The following is a 22,769-nucleotide window of genomic DNA, read 5'->3' as shown; positions in this document are numbered from 1 at the left end:
CTGAATGAGCCAGAAACGCAAAGTTGCCATCATCGGTTCCGGCAACATCGGCACCGACCTGATGATCAAGATCCTGCGCAACGCCAAGCACCTGGAGATGGCCGCGATGGTCGGCATCGACCCGGCCTCCGACGGCCTGGCCCGTGCCGCCCGGCTGGGCGTGGCCACCACCCACGAAGGCGTGCAGGGCCTGACGCGCCTGCCGGTGTTCAACGACATCGACTTCGTCTTCGACGCCACCAGCGCCGGTGCCCACGTGGCCAACGACGCCTTGCTGCGCCAGCACAAGGCCGACCTGCGCATGATCGACCTGACCCCGGCGGCCATCGGCCCGTATTGCGTGCCGGTGGTCAACCTCGAGCAGCACCTGCAGGCGACCAACGTCAACATGGTCACCTGCGGCGGCCAGGCGACCATCCCCATGGTCGCGGCGGTATCGCGGGTAGCCAAGGTGCACTACGCCGAGATCGTTGCCTCGATCGCCAGCAAGTCCGCCGGCCCCGGCACCCGCGCCAACATCGATGAATTCACCGAGACCACCAGCAAGGCCATCGAAGTGATCGGCGGCGCGACCAAGGGCAAGGCGATCATCATCATGAACCCCGCCGAGCCGCCGCTGATGATGCGCGACACGGTGTACGTGCTGAGCGAAACCGCCGACCAACAGCGAATAGCGGCGAGCATCGAAGAAATGGCTGCCGCGGTACAGGCCTACGTGCCGGGCTACCGGCTCAAGCAGCAGGTGCAGTTCGAACAGGTGCGCAACCTGAAGCTGCCGGGGCAGGGCAACTTCAGCGGCCTCAAGACCTCGGTGTTCCTTGAAGTGGAAGGCGCCGCCCATTACCTGCCGGCCTACGCCGGCAATCTCGACATCATGACCTCCGCCGCGCTGGCCACCGCCGAGCGCATGGCGCAAGCAATGGGGGCCTCGGCATGAACGGCAAGAAGCTCTATATCAGTGACGTAACCCTGCGCGACGGCATGCACGCCATTCGTCACCAGTATTCGCTGGATGACGTGCGCGCCATTGCCAGTGCGCTGGACCGCGCCAAGGTCGATTCCATCGAAGTCGCCCATGGCGATGGCCTGCAGGGTTCCAGTTTCAACTACGGTTTCGGTGCCCACACCGACCTCGAATGGATCGAAGCAGCGGCCGACGCGGTCAACCACGCCAGGATCGCCACGCTGCTGCTGCCAGGGATCGGCACCCTCCATGACCTGAAGAACGCCTACGACGCCGGCGCCCGCATTGTCCGCGTGGCCACCCACTGCACCGAGGCGGACGTTTCGCGCCAGCACATCGAGTATGCCCGTACGCTGGGCATGGACACCGTCGGCTTCCTGATGATGAGCCACATGCAAACGCCTGAAGGGCTGGCGCAGCAGGCCAAGTTGATGGAGGGCTACGGCGCCACCTGCATCTATGTGGTGGACTCGGGCGGGGCGATGAACATGGACGATATCCGTGCGCGTTTTCGCGCGCTGAAGGCCGTGCTCGACCCGGCCACCCACACCGGTATCCATGCCCACCATAACCTCAGCCTGGGCGTGGCCAACTCCATCGCCGCCGTGGAGGAGGGCTGCGACCGCATCGACGCCAGCCTCGCCGGCATGGGCGCCGGCGCCGGCAACGCACCGCTGGAAGTGTTCATCGCTGCTGCCGACAAGCTCGGCTGGCAGCACGGTACCGACCTGTACGCGCTGATGGATGCCGCCGACGACCTGGTGCGCCCGCTGCAGGACCGCCCGGTACGGGTGGACCGTGAAACCCTGGCCCTGGGTTACGCCGGGGTCTATTCGAGCTTCCTGCGCCATGCCGAAGTGGCTGCTGCCCGCTATGGCATCAAGGCCGTGGACATCCTCGTCGAGCTGGGCAAGCGGCGGATGGTCGGTGGCCAGGAAGACATGATCGTCGACGTCGCACTCGACCTATTGAAGCCATCGCTGGAGAAGCGTGCATGAATACCGATATTGCTCGTATCGCCGAAGCCCTTGACCGGGCGGCGCGAAGCGCCGAACCACTGGCGCAGTTCAGTGGCAGCACCGCCTTTTCCCTGGCTGACGCCTACCGCATCCAGCGCGCCTCCATGCAGCGTCGTTATGCCGATGGTGAGCACAGCATCGGCATCAAGCTCGGCTTCACCAGCCGCGCGAAGATGGAGCAAATGGGGGTCGACAGCCTGATCTGGGGGTGGCTCAGCAACACCATGGTGGAAGAGGACGGCGGCCTGGTCGACCTGGCGCGCTACATTCACCCGCGCGTCGAGCCGGAGGTCTGCTTTCTCACGCGCCGCGTGATCGATCGCCCGCTGACCCTGCTGGAAGCGGCAGACTACGTCGAGGCCGTGGCCCCCGCGCTGGAGATCATTGATTCACGCTACCAGGCGTTCAAGTTCAGCCTGGAGGATGTGGTGGCGGACAACTGTTCCTCGGCGGGCCTCACCCTCGGCCCTTGGTCGCGGGATTTCACCGGGCTGGACAATGCCGGTGTGGTGCTGCGCCTGGATGGCCGTGTGGCTCAGGCCAGCTCCACTGCCGCAATCCTCGGCAATCCGCTGCGCAGCCTGGTGCAAGCCTCGCGTCTGCTGCATGCCGCCGAACTCGAACTGCCGGCCGGTAGCCTGGTGATGGCAGGCGCCGCCAGTGCGGCGGTGGCGTTGTACCCAGGCGTGCATGTCAGTGTTGAAGTCCAGGGCCTGGGGCAGAGCAGTTTCAGGGTTCGCGGCGACAACCGAGGAGACAGCCATGAGTGACGTCAAGGCCACGGTCGTCGCCGGCAAGGCCACACCGCGCGGGCGCTTCCCGCATATCAAGCGAGCAGGTGACTTCCTGTTCGTCTCCGGCACCAGCTCACGGCGCCCGGACAACAGTTTTGTCGGCGTCGAAGTGGATGCCATGGGCACCACCCGGCTGGACATTCGGGCGCAGACCCGCGCAGTGATCGAGAACATGCGCGGCATTCTTGCCGCTGAAGGTGCAAGCCTTGCAGACGTGGTGGAGATCAGCAGCTTTCTCGTCGATATGAACGACTTCGGCGGCTACAACGACGTCTACGCCGAATACTTTGACGAAAGCGGCCCGACCCGCACCACCGTAGCCGTACACCAGTTGCCACACCCCCATCTACGTATCGAGATCAAGGCCATAGCGTACGCGCCGCGTCGTCGCTGAACCGCTGGGAGAAAACAACCATGGACAAGCATCACTTCAGCGCCCCGTTCAACTTCAACCGCTGGATCGAGGAGCACGCGCACCTGCTCAAGCCGCCGGTGAACAACCAACAGATCTGGCAGGACAGCGATTACATGGTCACCGTGGTGGGTGGGCCTAATCAGCGCACCGACTTCCATGACGACCCGGTGGAGGAGTTTTTCTACCAGTTCAAGGGCAATGCCTACCTCAACGTCTGGGACCGAGGGCGCTACGAGCGTGTCGACCTCAAGGAAGGCGACATCTACCTGATGGCCCCCCACGTCATCCATTCGCCGCAGCGCCCTGAGCCCGGCAGTCTGTGCCTGGTGGTGGAGCATCGCCGCCCGGAAGGGCAGTCCGACGCCTTGCAATGGTCCTGTGCGCACTGCGGCACCGTGGTCCGGCGCTATGAGTTGAGGCTCAAGAGCATCGTTGCCGATCTTCCACCGGTATACGACCGGTTCTATACCACCACCGATGAAGAGCGTCGTTGCCCCGGTTGCGGCGAAATCCACCCAGGCCGCGACTGGCAGACCTGGCACACGACGCTGCGTGAGGTCCACGGCTTATGAAAATCGACATCCATTCGCACTTTTTCCCCCGCATCACGCAAGCCGAGGCCGCCCGCCTGAGTCCTCAGCGTGGCCCTTGGCTGCAGACCGAGGGGCGCCAGGGGCAAATCATGCTCGGCGATAAACCGTTCCGTCCGGTACATGATGTGCTGTGGGATCCGCAGCGCCGCATCGAACACCTGGATGAGCAGGGCCTGGACGTGCAGGTGATGTGCGCGACGCCGGTGATGTTCGGCTATGACCAACCCATCGCGCAGGCGCTGCCGTGGGCACAGATGATGAACGATCGGGCCCTGGAGATGACGGCCCTGTCACCCGGCCGCCTCAAGGTGCTGGCCCAGGTACCCCTGCAAGATATCGATGCAGCCTGCCTCGAGGCCAGCCGGGCCAAGGCCTGTGGCCATGTCGGCGTGCAAATCGGCAATCATGTGGGCAACCACGACTTGGACGAAGCGGGCCTGATCACCTTCCTGCACCACTGTGCGGTGGAGAATATCCCGTTGCTGGTGCACCCGTGGGACATGATGGGCGGCGAGCGCATGAAGAAATGGATGTTGCCCTGGCTGGTCGCGATGCCGGCGGAAACCCAGCTGGGTATCCTGTCGCTGATCCTGTCTGGCGCTTTCGAACGCTTGCCGGCGTCCCTGCGCATCTGCTTCGCCCATGGTGGTGGCGGCTTCGCCTTTCTTCTGGGACGTGTCGATAACGCCTGGCGCCATCGGGACATTGTTCGCGAAGATTGCCCGCAATTGCCGTCCAGCTATGTCAAACGTTTCTTCGCCGACTCGGCAGTCTTCGACCCGGGTGCGCTGCGTTTGCTGGTGGATGTCATGGGGGCGGATCGCGTCATGCTCGGTTCCGATTCTCCCTTCCCGCTGGGTGAACAGGCCATTGGCGCCGGTGTGCTGGAGCATCCTCGGTTGAGCGATCAGGAGAAGGCGCGCATCTGTGCGGACAACGCTCGGGGCTTCTTCGGCATCTGAGGCTGCCTTGCGCAAGCCGATGGCGGTCCGTGACAGCTGACCGCCATCGATTCAGGACGTTGGCCTTGAGCCGGATTCAGGTTGGCTTTGTTCCTTGCTGCTTCCCCGGGCCATGCTGGAAAAGACACCGTCCCTGAGTACCCATGCGTGCATCAGAGCGGCACCAAGATGCCCCAGGATGACCGCAAAAAGTAGCCACGCCAGTGCGCCATGCGCCAGCCGAAGCCATGCGTAGAGCACCGGGTTTTCCGGGACGAGCGCAGGCAAGCTCCAGTCGCCCACGAGGATGACGGGCCAGTTGCCTGCCGAACGCACTGCCCAGCCGAGCAAGGGCAACCCGACCATCAACAGGTACAGCAAGCCATGCGACAGATGCGCGGCTGCAGCTTGCCAGCGGGGAACACTCGCGGGCAGTGCCGGCACCGGTCGGCATAGACGATTGGCCAGGCGCACCAGTGCCAGGCAGAGGATGGCGACCCCCAACGGTTGATGCAGATCGATCAACACGGGACGAAGGGCCAGGGAGCTCATCATGGTGACACCGATGAACAGCATGGCCAGGATGGCGATCGCCATCACCCAGTGCAGCAGCCTGGCGGTCAGGTTGAAGTGGCGGGGGTTGCGCGTGCGGGCAGTGGGTGCGTCTTGCATCACTTGTCATCCTTCTTGCCAATGGCGTCGGTGGCCTTGCCGAACGCGATTTCGCGCAGGCGTGCATTGTAGGAGTGCGAGTAGATACCCGCCCGCGCTGCCAGCACAGGATCGTTGGAAAGCGCGATACCGGACGGCACCAGGGTCGGGTCGAAGTTGATATCGCGACAGCCACCTTCGGCCTGGTCGCGAACACCCGTCACTTCCAGCGTACCGGCGACCACTTGCTGTCGCTCGGCGGGCCAGGGTTGCGACGGATCATCGACTGGGTCCCCTGCCTGCGCCAATTGCAGTACCAGGTCCCAGTAGACGGGCGCTTGCGCCACCCGCTGCTGGATCTCGTCGAACAGAAAGTCATGGCCGAGTCGCGCCCGGTCTTCCACGGAGAGGCCATGAAACGGGGCATGGGGCCGCATGAACCAGCGCACTGGCTGGCGCTTGCCATCTGCCGCGAGCAGGATGAAGGCGTTGATGACGTTGTACTGGGCCTGCGCAAAGCTGCTCGGCCCAGGCGCAGTCGCCTTGTACTCGACTGCCTTGCGCGCCTCCGGGTATTTTTCGAAGAACGCAGCGACACGCGCGGGATCAGGCTGCCCCGTTGCCGGGTCCGGCTCGAAAGCGCTCCTTTGCGCGAGGAATCCCTCGGCATCACGGGTAGGGAAGTAGGGGGCATTGTTCAGCTTCATCCGCCATTGAGACTGGTCATCGGCACTCAATAACAAGGCCATGCTCACGGTGGTGGTAGACGTGTCCGCGGCATGAGGGTCTGCGGACCCGATGGAGAAGCGCCCGACGGCCGGGATTTGTTCCTGGGCAAATACCCGCGCTGTCGAGAGCGTCGCCGCCGCTTTGCTGCTGCGAAAGACCCCCACGAAACAGATCCCCTTGCCATGCGCCCGGCGATAGCCCGGTTCGAAGTGGTCCAGCGAGTCGCCGAGGAATGTCCGGGTGGTCGTGCGGCCGCCAAGCAGCCCTGCGGCCCAGGCCAATGACAGCGCCAAGGCTGCGACGATGAACGCGATGGCGAGGACGGGCATCCAGCTTTTGTTGAATGTAAGACGTTGCAAGTCGTTCACCTGAGCTTGACCGATTCTCGAGGCGCACTATAAGTTCGCTACGCCCACCCACGGAAGTACGCACCTTTTGGTTAGTATCATGCCGCACACTCGCTCGAACGCCGCCCAAACCAAGAATCCATCAGCGCCTGACGAGCGCACACTGACGGCCAAGCTCAGGCGCGGTGACTTGTTCACAGGCAAATGCAAGGCCAGGGAAGTGCTGTCTCACGTGACGAGTCTGTGGGGCATGCTCTGCCTCATGGCGTTACTCGATGGCACGCTGCGCTACAGTGAGCTGCGCCGTAAAGTGAACGGCGTCAGCGAAAAGATGTTGTCGCAGACCCTGCAGCGGCTGGAAGGCGATGGCTTGGTGCGCCGGACTGCTTATCCGGTCATACCGCCGCATGTCGAATACGATCTGACGCCGCTTGGTGAGGAAGCGGCGACCCATGTCGCCGCGCTTGCCGACTGGCTGGAGTTGAATCTCCACCAGGTTCCTGGCGCCCGCTAGCGATACAGGCACGCCGACCGGTGCTTCAGTGCTCTGCTGACGGTTGTGCTGGCGCGGCGATCTTGCGCATGAGTGGTACCAGCGCGACCGCGACAATGAAGCAAAGCATGATCGCCAGGAACGCGTCGGCGTATGACAGCGTTTGCGCTTCACGCCAGGTCAGTGCCCACAGTTGATGCAGTACGTACGGGGTCGAATCAACGCTGTTCTGGCCATGGGCCTGGGCATTCTGCTGAAGTTGCTCCAACCAGTTGTTCAGGTTTTCATTGCGTGCGTTCAGGTGCTCCGCAAGACGCAGGAAGTGAAGGTTGGTCCGGTCGTTGAGCAGGGTGGCGCAGGCCGCAATGCCGATCGCGCCTCCCAGGTTTCTCATCAGGTTGAATAGCCCCGCAGCGAGCTTGAGCCGTGCGGGCGGCAATGCTCCAAGCGTCAACGTCACCGTGGGCGGCACCGTCAGTTGCTGAGCGAAGCCGCGAATGGCTTGTGGCAGCAGCAGCTCCTTGGCCCCCCAGTCATGGGTGATGGGCGAGAAGTCCCACATGGAGATGGCGAACAGCGCGAGCCCCAGCATCATTACCCAGCGCAGGTCGATTCGGTTAGCCAGGAAGGCGTACACCGGGATGGCCAGCAGCTGAAACAGCCCCGTGGAAAAAATCGCCATTCCGATATCCAGCGCACCATAGCCGCGGACCCGTCCCAGGAACAAAGGGGTCAGATAGACCGTAGCGAAAATCCCTATCCCTGTGATGAAGGAGAACAGGCAACCCAGTGCGAAGTTGCGGTCCCGGAGCGCGCGCAGGTCAACGATCGGCGCCTCGATGGTCAGGCAACGCCACACAAACAAGGCACCGCTGATGCCAGCGACCCAGGACGTGAACACAATGGTGCGGTCACTGAACCAGTTCCATCGCGCGCCTTCTTCAAGCGTGTATTCGAGGCACCCGAGGAACAGTGCCATCAATACGATCCCCAGGTAATCGGCGCCTTTCAACAAGCCTGGATTGGGGCGGTCCACCTTGACCAGCAAGGGCACGGCAATGGTGACGAAGATGCCCGGGAGCAAATTGAGGTAGAACAGCCAATGCCACGAGAGAGCGTCGGTGATCCAGCCTCCCACCGCAGGCCCGAGGGTAGGCGCCAACGAGGCCACCGCGCCGATCACCGAGGCGGCGATTACGCGCTGCTTGCCTGTGAAGTAGATGAATGCCGTGGTGAACACCAGCGGGATCATCGAGCCGCCCATGAAACCTTGCAGGGCTCTGAAGACGATCATGCTCTGGATGTCCCAAGCCAGAGCGCACAGTAGGCTGGTAAGTGTGAAACCGGCGGCCGAGGCGGCGAACAGCCAGCGAGTGCTCATCACTTGGGACAACCACCCTGAGAGCGGGATGACGATGATCTCGGCGATCAGGTAAGCCGTCTGTAACCAGGCCGTGTCATCCGCACCTGCCGACAGGCCTCCGCCAATGTCCTTGAGCGAGGCCGAGACTATCTGGATGTCAATCAAGGCAATGAACATCCCCACGCACATGCACGCAAAGGCGACGACCTTCTGTGGCGTGCTTGATGCTGGCAGCCCGCTGCTCACAGGGCGCCTACGCGTTCGCGTGCGGCATCAGGTGCGGCAGGTGCGAGGCTGTCGGCGTGGGTGTCGACCTCGGTGATCACCGACAAGCCGGGACGCAGTACACCGAACGCTGCATCGCTACCCTCAAGCAGAATCCTTACGGGTACACGTTGAACGATCTTGGTGAAGTTGCCAGTCGCGTTCTCGGGTGGAAGGATGCTGAACTGCGCACCCGTGGCGGGGGCGATGCTCCCGACGCGGCCATGGAAGACCCGCCCGGGCAGAATATCGGCTTCGATGCGTGCCGGCTGCCCCACACGCAAACGTGCCAGCTGATCTTCCTTGAAATTTGCATCCACCCACAAACCGCGGGCAGGTACCACCGACACCACCTGGCTACCGGCTGCGGCATAGGCCCCCACCTTGGCCCTGCGATTGCCGATGTAACCATCGACAGGCGAGCGCAGTTCGGTGTAGCCGACATCCAGCCCGGCCTGCTCGCGGGCCGCCTCGGCCTGTGCCAGAGCGGCTCTGGCTTGCTCGCGCTGAGTCTCGATGACCACCAGTTGCTGCTGTGCCGCCAATACCCCGGCTGCGGCATGGTTCTGCTCGGCCTGGGCTGTCTTCCAGATGGCATCGGCGTGCTGGGCATTCTCCAGTGAAACCGCATGGCTGTTCAGCAGCACTTGGGCCCGGGCTTTATCCTGCAGCGCGCGTTCGGTTTGCGCCTGACGCGCCTGAAGCTGCGCCTTGGCCTGGCTGATCAACGAGTGCTGGAGCTGTTCCGTTGCGTTCAGGTTGGCCAGGCTGGCACGCTGTGCGGCGACAGCCCCGTCGGCTTTTGCCAGAGCAGCCCGGTAATCGCTGGCCTCGATACGAACCAGCAGGTCCCCGGCTTTGACGAACTGGTTGTCTGCCACCGCGACTTCCTGGATGTAGCCCGGAACCTTTGCACTGATCACTGTCACGTCCGCGCCGACATAGGCATCGTCCGTACTTTGCAGGAAGCGGCCGATCACCCACCAGTGGCCAAAGAACGCTACCGCCAACGCAATGGAAAACACCAAGGCGGCCAGCTTGAGCCGCTTGTTGCGGACTTTTGCGCGCTCGCCAGTAGGGGGCGCGGCCTGCGCGCTGTCGATCGGGGCGTCGACGGAAGCGTTCATTGCTGTCCGCTCCTGGTCGAGTCTGGTTGCGGGAAGGGGCTGACCCACAGTTGCTCGTGCCGGTAACCTTCGCCGGCTTCCACGCGCCAATGCGTCAGGGGGTCTGCATCGGGCGAAATATGCAGACGGTGGTCTTGCACGGTAATCGGCTTGCCCGTGTTGCTGTCGGTCAAGGTCAGGGCGACAGGTTCGCCGGTTTCTACATCGGCCAGATAGACCTTTTTCGAACCCTCGGCATGTTTGGCACCCCACACCATCAAGGTCAGGATCACCGGGCGAAGATCACGCCCCGCTTCTGTCAGAAGGTACTCGAAGCGGGGTGGATTGTTTTGATAAGGCCGGCGCTCCATCAAGCCCGCAGCGACCAGATCGCTTAATCGGCGGGTTAGCGTGTTGCTGGCAATCCCCAGGCTGTGCTGGAACTCATCGAAGCGCCGCAGACCATAAAACGCGTCCCTGAGCAGCAACAGGCTCCAACCGTCGCCGATGAGTTCGAGTGCGCGTGCCACTGGGCATGGCATCGACTGGAAGCTGGCTTTTTTCATGATTCGCCCCGAGCGTGACCGGATGTTGAAATCACTATTTCACTGTTACTTTCATTATGCAAGTTACTTTGGTCGAGTGTGGGTCGATTTCAGAACCTTGGCCCTGATATGCGACGCGAGCAGGAGTGGAACGGATGACAAGTGCTGGTTGTGAGGTCCACGCGAATGAAAAAGGCCACATCAAGTGGCCTTTTTGGACAGCTGACACCCGTCAGCCAGCCTGTGCCGCCAGGCTGTTACTGACGTTGCGCCCCAGCACCAGCACCGTGACGAACCCGCAGCCCACCAGTGCCGTGGCCAGGCTCAGCAGCACCGAGCTGCCCAGCTGGTCGACGATGCGCCCACCGAAGAACGAGCCCAGGGCGATGATCACCTGGAACATGGCCACGAACAGCGGCATGCCGCGCTCGACATCCTTGGGTGCCACGACGAACATCCAGATGCTGGCGCAGGCCGGGAACGCACCAAAGGCGAAGCCCCAGAGTGCGATCAGCATCGCCGCGCCGGTCAGGCCGGTGGCGAAGTAGGGGAACAGTGCGGTGCTGACGCCAATCATCACCGCCACCAGCAACAGCGTGTGGCGCACGCTCTGGTTGGCGGCGTAGCCGGCGAACAGGTTGCCGATCACCCCGGCCGCGCCGTAGAGCAGCAGGAGGGAACCGATGGTCGAGCCATCGAAGCCGGAACTCTGCTTGAAGAACGGCGCGACATAGGTGTACGCGGCAAAGTGCGCCAGGCCGATCAGCAGCACGGCGATCAAGCCGACCCGGGCTTGCGGGTTGATGAACAGCGCCGGCAGGTCACTGACACGGATCGCCTTGTCCGGGTTGAGCCGCGGCAGCAGCAACAGCTGCGCCAACAGTACCGGTACGCCGAGCAGCGCGGTGGCCAGGAAGGTCATGCGCCAGCCCATCAGGCCGCTCAGCCAGGTGCCCACGGGCACACCCAGCACGGTGGCCAGGGTTACGCCGGCCATGATGATCGAGGTGGCCCGGGCCACGCTCACCCCCTTGGGCGCGAGGCGGCCGCTGAGGGCAATGGCAGTCGCCCAGAAGCCACCGATGCTGATGCCCAGCAGTACGCGACCGAACAGCAGCAGGCTGAAGTCGCTGGCGTAGGCCACCACCGCGTTGGCGATGATCATGATCAGCGTCAGGCCGATCAGCAGGTAGCGCCGGTCCAGGGCGCCGATGCCCACCGACAGCAGCGGCGCGGCGAGGGCCGCCATGATACCGGGCAGGGTCACCATCAGCCCGGCGTGGCCGGCGCTGATGCCCAGGTCGCTGGCCACATCGTTGAGCACGCCCACCGGCAGAAACTCGCTGGTGACCAGGGCGAAGGCGCCCACGGCGACTGAGAGAATCGCCAGCCACTGTTGCCTGACGCTTTGTTGATCATGTTCGGGACGGCCGTGAGAGGCCTGACTGACGCTTGGCATGTTCCTGATTCCAAGGTGAGGTCGCCGGTTGCAGGCGAAGGGGGAGGGAAAATTGAAGGCGATTATAAAAGCCGGCAGTGGGACGTCGACAGGCGAGCCGCTCGATAGTATTCATCAACATGATCGATGGGACGCGCCGGGTAGAGCGCTTGCGCAGTGGATTTGGCACGGACCCTGTGGGAGCGGCTTTAGCCGCGAAGCAGCCACCGCGGTGGATGGCACCGGCTATGCCGGTGTTCGCGGCTGAAGCCGCTCCTACAGGGGGTTGCGTCAGCCTTCAGGTAGGGCAGTACGTGGCTATTCCAGCGCCTCCGCCACCCCCTGATCTTCCCCCAAAAAACCACCGCTCTGGTGCTGCCACAACCGCGCATAGGTGCCGTTCTTCGCCAGCAATTCACTGTGCGTACCTTGCTCGATGATGCGCCCTTCATCCATGACGATCAGCCGGTCCATGGCGGCGATGGTGGACAGCCGGTGGGCGATGGCGATCACGGTCTTGCCTTGCATCATCTCGTCCAGGCTCTCCTGGATGGCGACTTCGACTTCCGAGTCCAGGGCACTGGTGGCCTCGTCCAGCAGCAGGATCGGGGCGTTCTTGAGCATCACGCGGGCGATGGCGATCCGTTGCCGTTGGCCGCCGGAGAGCTTGATGCCGCGCTCACCGACCAGGGTGTCGTAACCGCTGTGGCCGTCGCGGTCGCTGAGCTGGCGGATGAAGCCATCGGCCTGGGCGTTGGCGGCGGCGCGCTGGATCTGCGCCTCGGTGGCGTCCGGGCGGCCGTAGGCGATGTTATCGCGGATCGAGCGGTGCAGCAGCGAGGTGTCCTGGGTGACCATGCCAATGGCGCTGCGCAGGCTGTCCTGGGTGACGTGGGCGATGTTCTGCCCGTCGATGCGGATCTCGCCGCTGTCCACGTCATAGAAGCGCAGCAGCAGGTTGATCAGCGTCGATTTGCCCGCCCCGGAGCGGCCTACCAGGCCGACCTTTTCGCCAGCGCGGATGCTCAGGCTCAGGCCATCGAGCACCTGGCGTTCGCCGTTGTAGTTGAAGCGCACGTTGTCGAAGGTCACCGCGCCGCCACGGGTTTCCAGCACGGCGGCATTCGGCACGTCCTGCACCTTGGGCCCGCGGGTGAGGGTGGCCATGCCGTCCTGCACGGTGCCGATGTTCTCGAACAACGAGGTCATTTGCCACATGATCCAGTGCGACATGCCGTTGACACGCAGGGCCATGGCGGTGATCGCGGCCACCGCACCGGTACCGACCTGGCCCTGGTGCCACAGCCACAGGGCGTAGCCGCCAGCGCCGAAGATCAGCCCGACCACCAGCGCCTGGTTGACGATCTCGAACTGGCTGACCAGGCGCATCTGGCGAAAGCCGGTCTGCTTGAAGTCTTCCATCGCCGCCCGGGCGAAGTGCGCCTCGCGCTTGGAGTGGGAAAACAGCTTCACGGTGGTGATGTTGGTGTAGGCGTCGGACACCCGCCCGGTCATCGACGATCGCGCATGGGCCTGCTCCTGGCCGACCTTGCCCAGGCGCGGCACGAAATACAGCATGGCCAGGCCGAACAGCACCAGCCAGGCAATGAACGGCAGCATCAGCTTGGCGGCAAAACCACCGGCCAGGGCAATGATGGCGATGAAGTACACACCGATGCCCGGCACGATCTCGATCAGGGTGAACAGCACTTCACGCACGGCCAGCGCGGTTTGCATCACCTTGGTGGTGACCCGCCCGGAAAACTCGTCGGAGAAGAACGACAGACTCTGGCGCAGCATCAGCCGGTGGAAGTCCCAGCGCAGGCGCAGCGGCAGGTTGATCGCCAGCACCTGGTGCTGCATCAGTGTGCGCAAGGCCACCAGCACGACACTGGCGATCAGCAGCAGGCCGACGCCCCACAGCACGCGGCTTTCTTCCGGGCTCACTGCACCGCCAGCCTGCCAGTTGGAGAGCAGGTCCACCACCTGGCCGAGGAAGGAAAACAGCCAGGCTTCGTAGATCGAGACCCCGGCACTGAACAGCGCCAGAGCCAGGACATAGCCGCGTGCGCCGCGGGTGCAGGCCCACAGGAAGCGCAGCAGGCCGACCGGGGGCGGCGGCACTTCGTCGGGCGGGAAGGGGTCGAGCCAGCGTTCAAAGGCACGGAACATGAAGGTCTCCGGGGTTAGTCGTTTGCGACAACCATACAGCACATTTCGGGTAGGTAGCGGCGCGCAGGCCGGGAGATTTGCAGCGCCTGTGAGACCGAGCGCCGCGCGGGCGGCGCATCGCGGATAAATCCGCTCCTACATTTGTTGCAACGTGGCCATGTCTGTGAGGCCATGGTTGTCAGCCGGTTTGCACGGTTCAAGTCATGCGCCAGGGCTGGCAACCATGGCGGTACAGGTTCGGCACGTTGCAACAAATGTAGGAGCGGATTTATCCGCGATGCGCCGCGCGGGCGGCGCTCGGTCTCACAGGCGCTGAATCTCCCAAGGCGAACCCCTGGTTTTTTTACGCTCTTTTTACGACTGAACGACTGCCCTACAGGGATACTTACCGCGCGATGCTCAAGGATGGCATGCACCTCCACCCGCCAGTCCAGAGTAGCCCTTTCGTGAGCCAGTCCGCCGTCGCAGCAAACCCACCCCATTCCCGCAAGCCCGCTGCCATCGGCATGCTCGTCGCCGCCGTCGGCGTGGTCTATGGCGATATCGGCACCAGCCCGCTGTACACCCTCAAGGAAGTCTTCGCCGGGCACTACGGGGTCCAGGCCAACACCGCCGGGGTGCTCGGCGTGCTGTCACTGGTGTTCTGGTCGCTGCTATGGGTGGTATCGCTCAAGTACGTGCTGTTCATCCTGCGCGCCGATAACCAGGGCGAGGGCGGGATCATGGCCCTGACCGCGCTGGCACACCGGGCGGCGGCACCCTACAAGCGGCTGAGCAGGATGCTGGTGCTGCTCGGCCTGTTCGGCGCTGCGCTGTTCTACGGCGACAGCATGATCACCCCGGCGGTTTCGGTGCTGTCGGCCGTCGAGGGGCTGCAGCTGGCCTTCGACGGCATCGAGCATTGGGTCGTGCCACTGGCGGTCCTGTTGCTGGTGGCGCTGTTCCTGATCCAGAAGCACGGCACCGCGCGCATCGGCATTCTGTTTGGGCCGATCATGGTGCTGTGGTTCGTAGTGATCGGTGCGCTGGGCGTGCATGGCATCGTGCAGCAGCCGCAGGTGCTGCAGGCGCTGAACCCGGCCTGGGCGGTGAAGTTCTTCGTCTACCACCCCGGCATGGGCGTGGCCATTCTCGGTGCCGTGGTGCTGGCGCTGACCGGCGCCGAAGCGCTGTACGCCGACATGGGGCATTTCGGCCGCAAGCCGATTGCCCGCGCCTGGTTCCTGCTGGTGCTGCCGGGGCTGGTGCTCAACTACTTCGGCCAGGGCGCGTTGATCCTCGGCAACCCGGAGGCGGTGCGCAACCCGTTCTACCTGCTGGCGCCGGACTGGGCCCTGCTGCCCATGGTCGGGCTGGCCACGCTGGCGACCATCATCGCCTCCCAGGCGGTGATATCCGGTGCATTCTCCCTGACCCGCCAGGCCATTCAGCTGGGCTATGTGCCGCGCATGTTCATCCAGCACACCTCCAGCGAGGAGCAGGGGCAGATCTACATCGGCATGGTCAATTGGGCGCTGATGGTCGGCGTGGTGCTGCTGGTGGTCGGCTTCGAGTCGTCCGGGGCACTGGCGGCAGCCTATGGCGTGGCGGTGACCGGCACCATGCTGATCACCACCTTGCTGGCTTCGGCGGTGGTGCTGTTGCTGTGGAAGGCACCCCGCTGGCTGGCAGTGCCGATGTTGCTGGCGTTTCTGCTGGTGGACAGCCTGTACTTTGCCGCCAACGCCCCGAAGATCTTCCAGGGCGGCGCTTTCCCGGTGATTGCCGGGGTCGCGCTGTTCGCGCTGATGACCACCTGGAAGCGCGGGCGCACGATCATCGTCGAGCGGCTGGACGAAAGCGCGCTACCGCTTGAATTGTTCATCGCCAGCCTGCAGGCGCAACCGCCATACCGGGTCAATGGCACGGCGGTGTTCCTGTCCGCCCGGCCTGAAGCCGTGCCCCACGCGCTGCTGCACAACCTGCTGCACAACCAGGTGCTGCATGAGCAGGTGGTGCTGCTGACCGTGGTGTTCGAGGACGAGCCGCGGGGCAATGCCGGCAAGCGCTTTGCAGTCGAGGCCTTCGGCGACGGCTTCTACCGGGTGAGCCTGCACTTCGGTTTCATGGAAGAGCCAGACGTGCCGCTGGCCTTGAGCCGTTGCCCGTACCCGGACCTGGAATTCGGCCCGATGCGCACCACCTACTTCCTCAGCCGCGAGACGGTCATCGCCGGCAAGCAGAAGGGTATGGCCCGCTGGCGCGAGCACCTGTTCGCCTTCCTGCTGCGCAACGCCAACAGCAGCCTCAAGTACTTCCAGCTGCCGCTTAACCGGGTGATCGAACTGGGTACCCAGGTCGAGATGTGAAGGTTGCGACGCAGGCACAGTTGATGGCGTCGCGGGCGGCGCGGCGCGCTTGATTCCACAGCCCGCCGTTGGGACACTGCGGGTCCGATAGCGCCTGTCGCTGCCCAGGACCCGACCCGATGAGCACGCTCAAGACCACGTTGCCACCGCCCAACATGCTGATCGCCTTCGAAGCGGCGGGGCGGCACCTGAGCTTCACCCGCGCAGCGCTCGAACTGCATGTCACCCGGGTCGCGGTCAGCCAGCAGATCAACGGGCTGGAGCGGTTCCTCGGGGTCAAGCTGTTCCAGCGCCTCGACCGCACCATCCGCTTTACCCCCGAGGGCGCCCGCTACCACGCGGCCATCGCCGCTTCGCTGGAAATGGCCCTGGAAGCCACGGTGGCCCTGACCCGTCGCCCCGAAAGCCATGTGGTGACCGTCAGCGCCACGGCCGGGGTCATCACCTATTGGCTGATGCCCAACATGGGCACGCTCAGGGCCCGGCACCCGCACGTCGAACTGCGCCTGATCGTGCTCGACCGCACCTCGGTCGACGAGGTCGACGCCGACCTGGTGGTGGCGTACGGCAACCCGCCGTTCGCCGGTGGGCAGTCGACCCTGCTGGTGCGCCAGAGCATCGCCCCGACCTGTTCGGCGGCGTACCTGGAGCACCGTGAGCCGCCGCGCAGCATCGAGGACCTGTTCGACCACCCGCTGATTCACCTGGAAGGGCCCTACGACCGTCTCACGCGCTGGTCGACCTGGTTCGCCTCCAAGCAGGTGGCGATGGCCAAGCCGAAAGCCAGCATCACCGTGGACACCTACACCAACCTGGTCCAGGCCGTGCTCGACGGCCAGGGTTTCGGCCTGATCGGCCCGCCGCTGATGGAGCGCTTCCTGTCCAACCGCCTGCTGGTCCAGCCGCTGCACACCGACCCGGTGCTGTGTCACGGCTTTCACCTGGTAAAACCCGCTCGGGCCCGCGAAAGCACGGCTGCCGTGCAGGTCGGCGAGTGGATCAAGCAGACCTTCGGCGAACCCCATTGAAGCCGTGTTGCCGGGCATGCACCGTAAGGGTGCATTACGCATTTTTGGTTAAGTTTTTCTTACGCAAACAGCACTGAAAATCCTACGTTTACAGGCTTGTAGGATCGCGGCAGGATGAGCCTGCCTTCACAGGAAATGCCGAATCAGGAAAAGAACAACGCCGGCCCTTGACCTGAAAACGCAGCCACCCGGCCGTCCGCGCCGGGGTGAAGTTACCCAATCAATGTCCAGTACACCGAACCTTCCCCGTGAGCCATCCGTGGCCTTGCGCGGGCCCGTTCAGCCTGGATTTTGCAACAGACCAGCAGGGGCACACCGGATGAGCAAGAAACAGATCAAACTCGGCCTTTCCATGCGTTACATGGGTTACCACGTGGGGGCCTGGCGCCACCCGGAGCTCAAGGTCGACGCGGCGTCGGACTTCCAGTCGTTCCTGGAGGTGGCCCGCACCGCCGAGCGCAACAAGTTCGACCTGCTGTTTCTTGCCGACGGCATCGGCATCCGCGCCGATGACGTACCGGCCGGTTCGCTGTGCCGCTCCAGCCACAATGCCGAGCTCGAACCGCTGACCCTGCTCTCGGCCATCGCCGCCTGCACCCAGCGCATCGGCCTGGTCGCCACTGCCTCGACCACCTACAACGAGCCTTACCATATCGCCCGCAAGTACGGTTCGCTGGACATGATCAGCGCCGGGCGCGCCGGCTGGAACGTGGTGACTTCGTGGTCGGAGCAGGAGGCCTGGAACTTCAACCGGGCCAAGCACCTGGACTACGACACCCGCTACGAGCGCGCCGAGGAGTTCGTCGATGTGGTGACTGGCCTGTGGGACAGCTGGGACCAGGATGCCTTCGTCCATGACAAGCACAGCAGCGTGTTCTATGACGAGGGCAAGCTGCATGTGCTCAACCACGTGGGCAAGCACTTCTCGGTGCGTGGCCCGCTGTCGGTCAAGCGCTCGCCCCAGGGCCGGCCGATCCTGGTTCAGGCCGGTACCTCCGAAGTCGGCCAGCAGATTGCCGCGCAGCATTGCGACATCGTCTTCGCCGCCAAGCAGCACATTGGCTCGGCCCAGCAGTACTACGCCTCGGTCAAGGACCGCCTGGCCGGCTTTGGGCGGCGCCGCGAAGACTTGCTGATGATGGTCGGCCTGACCCCCATCGTCGGCTCCAGCCGGGCCCACGCCCAGGAGAAGTACGAACAGTTGCAGGAACTGATCAACCCGCTGGTGGGGCTGGCGATGCTCAAGCGCTCGTTCGGCGACCTTTCCGCCATGGACCTGGACGGCCCGGTTCCGGCGCCGAACCTGGAGAACGTCGGGCTGCGCAGCAGCGCGCAGATGTACTACGAAACCGCCCAGCGCGAAGGCCTGAGCATTCGCCAGCTGTACAAGCGCATCGGCATGGCCCAGGAGCACCTGACCGTGGTCGGGACCGGCCAGGACGTGGCCGACCAGATGGAGGCCTGGGTCGATGAAGAAGCCGCCGACGGCTTCAATATCGCACCCACGCACCTGCCCCACGGCATCGATGACTTCGTCGAGTACGTGCTGCCCGAGTTGCGCCGCCGCGGGCGCTTCCGCGAGGAATACGAAGGCAACACGCTGCGCGAGAACCTTGGCCTGACCGTGCCGAAAAGCCGCTTCGCCTGATCCTGCCTGGAGAGTCGTCATCATGTCGCAGACCCAGATTCAACCCGAACCCACCCCGGTAGCACTGGAAGCCGGTGATCCGGCCGCCGACCCGCGCCTGTTCCGCCGTTGCCTGGGCCAGTACGCCACGGGCGTGGCGGTGGTCACCGCGAGCAGCGGGGCACAGCTCAATGGCATGACCATCAACTCGTTCGCCTCGCTGTCGCTGGAGCCGGCACTGGTACTCTGGTCGATTGCCCGCACCTCGCGCAGCTTCGCCTTCTTCAGCCAGTGCCAGAGCTTTGCGATCAACGTGCTGGGCGCCGACCAGATGCACCTGTCGCAGCTGTTTTCCAGCAAGCAGGAAGACCGCTTCAGCGCCGCGCAATGGCAGCCCGGCATGCACGGCTCGCCGTTGCTGGCCGGCTGCATCGCGCACCTGGAATGCACCCTGGAGCAGACCTTCGAGGGCGGCGACCACCTGGTACTGGTCGGGCGCGTCACCCGCATTGCCCGCTATGCCGGCACGCCGTTGCTGTTCAGCCAGGGCCAGTACAGCATCGCCGACGTGCACCCGGACCTGTCCGGGGAACCGGAGTCGGCGGGGAGCCTGCCGCGCCCCGAACACAACCTGCTGTCGTCGATCTTCGATGCCCACCATGCGCTGTCGGAAGCGTTCGAGGAGCATCGCCGGGCCGAGGGCGTGAGCGTCGCGGTAGCGCGAGTACTGGCCTCGCTGTATGCCCGCCCCGGGATCGGCGTCGAGGCACTGGCCAGGGAAACCTACCTGGGCCAGCGCGATGTCGAGGATGCCCTGGCCGAGTTGCAGCGCAGGGCCATGCTGTTGCGCGACAGCGACGGCGGCTTGCGCCTGACCGCGTTGGGCGAGCGTTCCCGCATCGCCATCCGCGACCGCTGGCACGCCTTCCAGAAGGCCCAGCTGGCCGGCACCTCGGCCCATGAGCTGAAGATCACCCTGGCCACCCTGGACCGCTTGCTCGGTCGCCAGGCCGTAGCTGGCGTGGCCCATGCATGATCGAATGGCGTGACAACAGGCAAGCCTTGCGCGAGATGGCCGTATGACAAGAGAGGTCGGAGCATGAGTTGGGATTTCATCATCATCGGCGCGGGATCGGCGGGCTGCGTGCTGGCCAACCGGCTAAGCGCCAACCCGCGGCACACGGTATTGCTGCTGGAGGCCGGCGGCAGCGACAAGCACCCGGTGATCCAGATCCCGGCCTTGGCGATGAAAGCCATGAGCAACCCGAAGACCGACTGGATGTTCCAGGCCGAGCCCGACCCGACCCGCAACAACCGCGCCGAAGTGGTGCCACGTGGCCGCTTGCTCGGTGGTTCGAGTTCGATCAATGCCACCTGGTACGTGCGCGGTAACCGCGGCGACTACGACCACTGGGCGGAACTGGGCAACGTCGGCTGGTCGTACGACGAACTGCTACCTTACTTTCGCAAGGTCGAAAGCAACCGTGATGGCGTGTCAGACACCTACGGCAAGGACGGCGCCATCATCATCACCGAGATCCGCGGTGTGCCGAAACTGGCCCACGTCTACCTCGACGCGATGGAGGAGATCGGCGTTCCGCGCAACCCTTCCTACAACGCCGAGGACACCGAAGGGGCGGCGATCTTCCACTCCACCCAGCACCGCGGGCTGCGCTTCAGCGCCGCCAAGGGTTATCTGGACCCGATAAAGAAGCGCCGCAACCTGACCATCCTCACCGGGGCCTTGGTGCGCCGTGTGCTGTTCGAAGGCGATACCGCCGTGGGCGTGGAATTCGACCACCGCGGCGTCACCCGCAGCGAACGCTGCCACGGTGAGGTGATCCTCAGTGCCAGCGCCATCAACTCGCCGAAACTGTTGATGCTCTCGGGCATCGGCCCGGCCGAACACCTGCAGGCCATGGGCATCCCGGTGGTCAAGGACAGCCCTGGCGTGGGGCGTAACTTGCAGGAACACCCCAGCTGCCAGGTCAAGGCGTTCGTCAACGTGCGCACTGCCAATCAGGAGTTCAACCTGCCGGGCATGCTCAAGCATGGCCTGCAGTTCCTGCTCACCCGTACCGGGCAGGCCACCTTCACCTATTGCGGCCTCGGCCTGGTGCGCACGCTGCCCGAGCTTGAGTACCCGGACATCCAGTACCACTTCGGCGCCTTCTCGTCCGCCTACACCCCGCAGGGCATCAGCCTGCTCGACGAAGCCTCGATCAACCTGCAACCGAACGTCAACCAGTCGCGCAGCCGCGGTTACCTGCAATTGCGCTCGGCCGACCCGCTGGCGCCGCCGCGCATCCAGTTCAACATGCTCAGCGACCCTTACGACGTCGCCACCCTGATCCGTGGCGGGCGCATGGCCCGTCGGGCGTTGCAGTCTAAGGCGTTCGCGCCCTATGTGCTGGGCGAATGCAAACCCGGCAAGGACGTGCAGAGCGACGACGAATGGCATGCCTACCTCAAGGAGAACGCCAGCCAGAGCTACCACCCCTGCGGTACCTGCAAGATGGGCATCGACGCCACCGCCGTGGTCACCCCGCAGCTGCAGGTGATCGGCGTGCAGCGCCTGCGGGTGGTGGACTCGTCGATCATTCCGCAGATCCCCAGCGGCAACCTCAACGCGATCAGCCTGGCCATCGGCGAGAAAGGCGCAGAAATGATCCTTACCAGCCATGCCCAGCGCGCACAGGGCGTGTCGCGGGCGGTGCACCAGGCGCCGGCCAAGCGTGTCGAGGTCGCATCTGCAAAGTAGCGGTACCGGGCGATTGCCCACACTTGCGTGTGCGTTACAACAAGAGTCGAGGTGGCCGCAAGGCGCCGCAATGACCGCTGAAGGACCGGGAGGTGATCCTGGCATTACGCGCTTTTCGCTGCCGATTCGACTCACTGACCCGTTGTCATAAGAAGGAATAACCTCATGAGATTGCGTGTGTCCCTTGCTGGCGCTGTTACCGCTGCATTGATATCGCTGAACGCTTCGGCCCAGGCAGACTGCGGCCAGGTCACCATTACCGAGATGAACTGGGCTTCCGGCGCAGTGGTCACCGCAGTGTCCAGCTTCCTGCTGGAGCAAGGCTACGGCTGCCAGGTACAGAAGGTGCCGACCTCCACGGTGCCGGCCCTGACCTCACTGGCCGAAACCGGCAAACCCGACATCCTCACGGAAATCTGGCCGGCGGTGGCGGACGTCTACTTCACCCTGGAAAAGCAGGGCAAGCTGGTCAGGGTCGGCAATGTGCTGTCCGACGGCGGCCAGGATGGCTGGTGGGTGCCGAAGTACCTGGTCGAGCAGCACCCCGAGGCCGCCACCCTGGCGGGCATCATGGCCCATCCGGAATGGGTGGGCGGCCAGTTCAACAACGGCCCCAGCGGCTGGGGCGGGCGCGTGTCCAGCGACAACCTGATCAAGGCCTTCGAGCTGGAACAGCATGGCATCAAGGTGTTCAACCATGGTTCTGGCGAGACCCTGGCCGCGTCGTTGGCCTCGGCCTACGAAAGCAAGAAGCCCTGGTTCGGCTACTACTGGGCACCCACCGGCCTGCTGGGCAAATACCCGATGGTCAGCGTCGACATGGGGCCGCTGGATGCCGACAAGGCCAAGTGCAATGCGCGCATCGACTGCGCAACCCCGGGCAAGACCAGCTGGCCGACGGCGACCGTGCTGACCACCATGTCCCGTGCCTTCCACGACAGCCACCCGGACATCGTCGCCTTGATGAGCAAGGTCAGTTTCACCAACACGCAGATGGGCGAGCTGCTGGCCTGGCAGGAGAGCAACAAGGCCACCGCGGATGAAACCGCAGCCTACTTCCTGACCCGGCACAAGAGCGTCTGGCAAGCCTGGGTCTCGGACGAGGCCGGTCGCAAGCTGGACGCCATCATTCAGTAACCCGCTGCGTGGCGAAGCGCCCCGCCTGTGCGCG

The 22,769-nt window shown here is 64.2% G+C and carries 20 protein-coding genes; 13 read left to right on the top strand and 7 right to left on the bottom strand.

The window, feature by feature from the left end:
* Positions 1-4 precede the first annotated feature (4 nt).
* The 6 genes from ACQKPS_RS20045 to ACQKPS_RS20020 are packed head-to-tail and all read left to right on the top strand — an operon-like array spanning position 5 to position 4,747.
* Positions 5-937, top strand: coding sequence for an acetaldehyde dehydrogenase (acetylating) (locus ACQKPS_RS20045; protein WP_427605439.1), 933 nt, complete (start codon positions 5-7; stop codon positions 935-937).
* Positions 934-1,962, top strand: coding sequence for a 4-hydroxy-2-oxovalerate aldolase (mhpE, locus tag ACQKPS_RS20040; RefSeq protein WP_427605438.1), 1,029 nt, complete (start codon positions 934-936; stop codon positions 1,960-1,962). The genes ACQKPS_RS20045 and mhpE overlap by 4 nt, the downstream gene beginning before the upstream one ends.
* Positions 1,959-2,753, top strand: a complete 795-nt coding sequence (locus ACQKPS_RS20035) for a 2-keto-4-pentenoate hydratase (RefSeq protein ID WP_427605437.1) — start codon at positions 1,959-1,961, stop codon at positions 2,751-2,753. The genes mhpE and ACQKPS_RS20035 overlap by 4 nt, the downstream gene beginning before the upstream one ends.
* Positions 2,746-3,171: a RidA family protein gene (locus tag ACQKPS_RS20030; RefSeq protein WP_027609336.1), complete on the top strand. Its 426-nt coding sequence runs from the start codon at positions 2,746-2,748 to the stop codon at positions 3,169-3,171. Before ACQKPS_RS20035 ends, ACQKPS_RS20030 begins: the two co-directional genes overlap by 8 nt.
* A gap of 20 nt (positions 3,172-3,191) precedes the next feature.
* On the top strand, positions 3,192-3,764 hold the full coding sequence (locus tag ACQKPS_RS20025; protein WP_254480269.1) for a 3-hydroxyanthranilate 3,4-dioxygenase: 573 nt from the start codon (positions 3,192-3,194) through the stop codon (positions 3,762-3,764).
* Positions 3,761-4,747, top strand: coding sequence for an amidohydrolase family protein (locus ACQKPS_RS20020; RefSeq protein ID WP_427605436.1), 987 nt, complete (start codon positions 3,761-3,763; stop codon positions 4,745-4,747). The genes ACQKPS_RS20025 and ACQKPS_RS20020 overlap by 4 nt, the downstream gene beginning before the upstream one ends.
* Before the next feature lie 51 nt (positions 4,748-4,798).
* On the opposite strand, the gene ACQKPS_RS20015 is transcribed toward ACQKPS_RS20020, so the two are convergent.
* Together ACQKPS_RS20015 and ACQKPS_RS20010 are read right to left on the bottom strand one after the other, a co-directional pair.
* Complete coding sequence (locus ACQKPS_RS20015) at positions 4,799-5,398, bottom strand: cytochrome b (RefSeq protein WP_427605435.1); 600 nt, start codon at positions 5,396-5,398, stop codon at positions 4,799-4,801.
* Positions 5,398-6,474: a catalase family peroxidase gene (locus ACQKPS_RS20010; RefSeq protein ID WP_427605434.1), complete on the bottom strand. Its 1,077-nt coding sequence runs from the start codon at positions 6,472-6,474 to the stop codon at positions 5,398-5,400. The genes ACQKPS_RS20015 and ACQKPS_RS20010 overlap by 1 nt, the downstream gene beginning before the upstream one ends.
* 79 nt (positions 6,475-6,553) lie before the next feature.
* Here ACQKPS_RS20010 and ACQKPS_RS20005 point away from each other — a divergent pair, with 79 nt between their 5' ends.
* Positions 6,554-6,967: a winged helix-turn-helix transcriptional regulator gene (locus ACQKPS_RS20005; RefSeq protein WP_254480265.1), complete on the top strand. Its 414-nt coding sequence runs from the start codon at positions 6,554-6,556 to the stop codon at positions 6,965-6,967.
* 25 nt (positions 6,968-6,992) lie between these two features.
* Here the strand turns inward: ACQKPS_RS20005 and ACQKPS_RS20000 are convergent, their stop codons facing one another.
* From ACQKPS_RS20000 to ACQKPS_RS19980, 5 genes are all read right to left on the bottom strand, one after another.
* A complete protein-coding gene (locus tag ACQKPS_RS20000; protein WP_254485578.1) occupies positions 6,993-8,498 on the bottom strand; it encodes a DHA2 family efflux MFS transporter permease subunit in 1,506 nt (501 codons plus the stop codon).
* Positions 8,499-8,551: 53 nt separating this feature from the next.
* Positions 8,552-9,700, bottom strand: a complete 1,149-nt coding sequence (locus ACQKPS_RS19995) for an HlyD family secretion protein (protein WP_254480264.1) — start codon at positions 9,698-9,700, stop codon at positions 8,552-8,554.
* Entirely contained in the window at positions 9,697-10,245 is a 549-nt protein-coding gene (locus ACQKPS_RS19990; protein ID WP_254480263.1) for a winged helix-turn-helix transcriptional regulator, read from the bottom strand. Before ACQKPS_RS19990 ends, ACQKPS_RS19995 begins: the two co-directional genes overlap by 4 nt.
* 211 nt (positions 10,246-10,456) lie before the next feature.
* Complete coding sequence (locus ACQKPS_RS19985) at positions 10,457-11,683, bottom strand: MFS transporter (protein ID WP_254480262.1); 1,227 nt, start codon at positions 11,681-11,683, stop codon at positions 10,457-10,459.
* 297 nt (positions 11,684-11,980) lie between these two features.
* Positions 11,981-13,834 (bottom strand): ABC transporter ATP-binding protein, encoded by a 1,854-nt coding sequence (locus tag ACQKPS_RS19980; RefSeq protein WP_254480261.1) that lies wholly within the window; start codon positions 13,832-13,834, stop codon positions 11,981-11,983.
* A 506-nt stretch (positions 13,835-14,340) separates the two neighbouring features.
* On the opposite strand from ACQKPS_RS19980, the gene ACQKPS_RS19975 reads away from it, so the two are divergent.
* The 6 genes from ACQKPS_RS19975 (at position 14,341) to ACQKPS_RS19950 (ending at position 22,735) form a co-directional block, all read left to right on the top strand.
* On the top strand, positions 14,341-16,182 hold the full coding sequence (locus ACQKPS_RS19975) for a potassium transporter Kup (protein ID WP_427605491.1): 1,842 nt from the start codon (positions 14,341-14,343) through the stop codon (positions 16,180-16,182).
* Between the two features lie 119 nt (positions 16,183-16,301).
* On the top strand, positions 16,302-17,210 hold the full coding sequence (locus ACQKPS_RS19970) for a LysR substrate-binding domain-containing protein (protein ID WP_186603088.1): 909 nt from the start codon (positions 16,302-16,304) through the stop codon (positions 17,208-17,210).
* 319 nt (positions 17,211-17,529) lie between these two features.
* Complete coding sequence (locus ACQKPS_RS19965) at positions 17,530-18,858, top strand: LLM class flavin-dependent oxidoreductase (RefSeq protein WP_254480260.1); 1,329 nt, start codon at positions 17,530-17,532, stop codon at positions 18,856-18,858.
* Between the two features lie 22 nt (positions 18,859-18,880).
* Positions 18,881-19,873, top strand: a complete 993-nt coding sequence (locus tag ACQKPS_RS19960) for a flavin reductase (protein ID WP_254480259.1) — start codon at positions 18,881-18,883, stop codon at positions 19,871-19,873.
* Between the two features lie 63 nt (positions 19,874-19,936).
* On the top strand, positions 19,937-21,598 hold the full coding sequence (locus ACQKPS_RS19955) for a GMC family oxidoreductase (protein WP_427605433.1): 1,662 nt from the start codon (positions 19,937-19,939) through the stop codon (positions 21,596-21,598).
* A gap of 165 nt (positions 21,599-21,763) precedes the next feature.
* The gene (locus ACQKPS_RS19950; RefSeq protein WP_283722959.1) at positions 21,764-22,735 is read left to right on the top strand and encodes an ABC transporter substrate-binding protein; all 972 of its coding nucleotides are present in this window, start codon (positions 21,764-21,766) and stop codon (positions 22,733-22,735) included.
* The last annotated feature ends 34 nt before the right edge of the window (positions 22,736-22,769 follow it).

This window comes from Pseudomonas sp. NPDC086566 (assembly GCF_050280885.1).
Classification (GTDB): domain Bacteria; phylum Pseudomonadota; class Gammaproteobacteria; order Pseudomonadales; family Pseudomonadaceae; genus Aquipseudomonas; species Aquipseudomonas vlassakiae.
This window is presented reverse-complemented; position numbering and strand designations above follow the sequence as displayed.

What these genes read in the sequence shown, in the direction of transcription:
- ACQKPS_RS20045 (WP_427605439.1), top strand. Translation starts at nt 5, where the DNA reads ATGAGCCAGAAACGCAAAGTTGCCATCATCGGTTCCGGCAACATCGGC.
- mhpE (WP_427605438.1), top strand. Translation starts at nt 934, where the DNA reads ATGAACGGCAAGAAGCTCTATATCAGTGACGTAACCCTGCGCGACGGC.
- ACQKPS_RS20035 (WP_427605437.1), top strand. Translation starts at nt 1,959, where the DNA reads ATGAATACCGATATTGCTCGTATCGCCGAAGCCCTTGACCGGGCGGCG.
- ACQKPS_RS20030 (WP_027609336.1), top strand. Translation starts at nt 2,746, where the DNA reads ATGAGTGACGTCAAGGCCACGGTCGTCGCCGGCAAGGCCACACCGCGC.
- ACQKPS_RS20025 (WP_254480269.1), top strand. Translation starts at nt 3,192, where the DNA reads ATGGACAAGCATCACTTCAGCGCCCCGTTCAACTTCAACCGCTGGATC.
- ACQKPS_RS20020 (WP_427605436.1), top strand. Translation starts at nt 3,761, where the DNA reads ATGAAAATCGACATCCATTCGCACTTTTTCCCCCGCATCACGCAAGCC.
- ACQKPS_RS20015 (WP_427605435.1), bottom strand. Translation starts at nt 5,398, where the DNA reads ATGCAAGACGCACCCACTGCCCGCACGCGCAACCCCCGCCACTTCAAC.
- ACQKPS_RS20005 (WP_254480265.1), top strand. Translation starts at nt 6,554, where the DNA reads ATGCCGCACACTCGCTCGAACGCCGCCCAAACCAAGAATCCATCAGCG.
- ACQKPS_RS20000 (WP_254485578.1), bottom strand. Translation starts at nt 8,498, where the DNA reads ATGTGCGTGGGGATGTTCATTGCCTTGATTGACATCCAGATAGTCTCG.
- ACQKPS_RS19995 (WP_254480264.1), bottom strand. Translation starts at nt 9,700, where the DNA reads ATGAACGCTTCCGTCGACGCCCCGATCGACAGCGCGCAGGCCGCGCCC.
- ACQKPS_RS19990 (WP_254480263.1), bottom strand. Translation starts at nt 10,245, where the DNA reads ATGAAAAAAGCCAGCTTCCAGTCGATGCCATGCCCAGTGGCACGCGCA.
- ACQKPS_RS19985 (WP_254480262.1), bottom strand. Translation starts at nt 11,683, where the DNA reads ATGCCAAGCGTCAGTCAGGCCTCTCACGGCCGTCCCGAACATGATCAA.
- ACQKPS_RS19980 (WP_254480261.1), bottom strand. Translation starts at nt 13,834, where the DNA reads ATGTTCCGTGCCTTTGAACGCTGGCTCGACCCCTTCCCGCCCGACGAA.
- ACQKPS_RS19975 (WP_427605491.1), top strand. Translation starts at nt 14,341, where the DNA reads ATGCTCGTCGCCGCCGTCGGCGTGGTCTATGGCGATATCGGCACCAGC.
- ACQKPS_RS19970 (WP_186603088.1), top strand. Translation starts at nt 16,302, where the DNA reads ATGAGCACGCTCAAGACCACGTTGCCACCGCCCAACATGCTGATCGCC.
- ACQKPS_RS19965 (WP_254480260.1), top strand. Translation starts at nt 17,530, where the DNA reads ATGAGCAAGAAACAGATCAAACTCGGCCTTTCCATGCGTTACATGGGT.
- ACQKPS_RS19960 (WP_254480259.1), top strand. Translation starts at nt 18,881, where the DNA reads ATGTCGCAGACCCAGATTCAACCCGAACCCACCCCGGTAGCACTGGAA.
- ACQKPS_RS19955 (WP_427605433.1), top strand. Translation starts at nt 19,937, where the DNA reads ATGAGTTGGGATTTCATCATCATCGGCGCGGGATCGGCGGGCTGCGTG.
- ACQKPS_RS19950 (WP_283722959.1), top strand. Translation starts at nt 21,764, where the DNA reads ATGAGATTGCGTGTGTCCCTTGCTGGCGCTGTTACCGCTGCATTGATA.